Origin of the sequence: Nonomuraea monospora, from assembly GCF_039531895.1 — a bacterium.
In the GTDB taxonomy this organism is placed as follows: Bacteria; Actinomycetota; Actinomycetes; order Streptosporangiales; family Streptosporangiaceae; genus Nonomuraea; species Nonomuraea monospora.
In genome coordinates this window covers 1-1,286 of sequence record NZ_BAAAQX010000099.1, presented here as the reverse complement: position 1 = coordinate 1,286, position 1,286 = coordinate 1, and the positions used below count along the sequence as shown (strand labels likewise).

1 protein-coding gene is annotated in these 1,286 nt (G+C 67.7%); it reads right to left on the bottom strand.

The genetic code is table 11. From position 1 onward, the window contains the following. Positions 1-44 precede the first annotated feature (44 nt). A protein-coding gene (locus ABD331_RS60635; RefSeq protein WP_344496695.1) for an IS3 family transposase occupies positions 45-1,219 on the bottom strand; the annotation gives its coding sequence in 2 pieces (ribosomal slippage) (positions 45-952 and positions 952-1,219; 1,176 coding nt in all). Positions 1,220-1,286 lie beyond the last annotated feature (67 nt).

Genomic DNA, 1,286 nt, shown 5'->3' with positions numbered 1-1,286 from the left:
TGAGGGGCCACGATGATTCCGGACAGCCGTGTTATGGGTGCAGCCTATGCGGCCGTCTGGATTGCAAGGGCCTCGTTGAGAACCTCCAGGGGCGGCCGGTAGCCGAGCGCCGAGTGCAGGCGCCGACGGTTGTAGAACCCTTCGATGTAGCGGATGACCTGGCTTCTCGCCTTGGCCCGGGTGGTGAAGACGAAGCGGTGCAGCCACTCGTTCTTGATCGCGCTGAAGAACGATTCGGCCATCGCGTTGTCCCAGCAGACGCCGGTGCGGCCGACCGAACGGCGGATGTCCAGGCGCGCCAGGAAGCAGCCGAACTCCTCTGAGGTGTAGTTCGAGCCGCGGTCGCTGTGGAACACGGCGCCGCTCTGGAGCAGGCCGGTGCCGGCGGCCATCCGGATCGCGTCGGCGATCAGCTCGGTGCGGTAGTGGTCGGCCATCGCCCAGCCCAGCACCGCCTTGCTGTGACAGTCGATCACGGTGGCCAGGTAGAGGAAGCCCTCCCAAGTCCGGATGTAGGTGACGTCGCCGACGAGCTTGGTGCCCGGCCGGGTGGCGGTGAAGTCGCGGCTGACCAGGTCGGGGATGCCGCGGTAGTCGCCCTGGACGGTGGTGGCCGGCCGGAACGCCCGCACCTGGGCCGGGATGAGGCCCTGCTGGCGCATCAGGGCGCGCACCAGCTCGGCCGAGCAGTGCTCGCCACGGCGGGCCAGGGCGGCGTGCACCCGCCGGTAGCCGTAGGTCTCGTGCGAGCTGGCGAAGATCTCGGCGACCAGCGTGGCCAGCAGCGCGCGGCGTTGTGCGGTGGCCGAGGCCGGCCGCTCGCGCCATTCGTAGTAGCCCGAGCGGGACACCTGCAGCCAGGCGCACATTTTCACGATCGAGTGATGGGCCTTCTCCGCGTCGATGAGCTCGTACTTGGCGAGCGTCATCGAGTCTCGGACGCGAAGAAGGCGGCCGCTTTTTTCAAGAAGACCAACTTCTCCCGCAGCTCGGCGTTCTCCCGCTCCAGCTCCCGGATCCGGGCGCGGTCCGGCCCAGAGACCGGCGGCTGCTCCTGCTGTGCGCTCACGATCCGATGCCGGTTCACCCAGCTGCCCAGGGTGCTGGCGTTGACGTCGAACTCGCGCGCCACCGACGCGACCGTCCGCTCGCCCTCCAGCACCATGCGGACGGCTTCTTCCTTGAACTCCGGCGAGAACTGCCTACGACGCCTTGCCACGTACCTACCTCTTCCAGACTTCTGTCAGCTTATGTAGCCGACTGTCCGGAATCTGCTGGGCACCTCA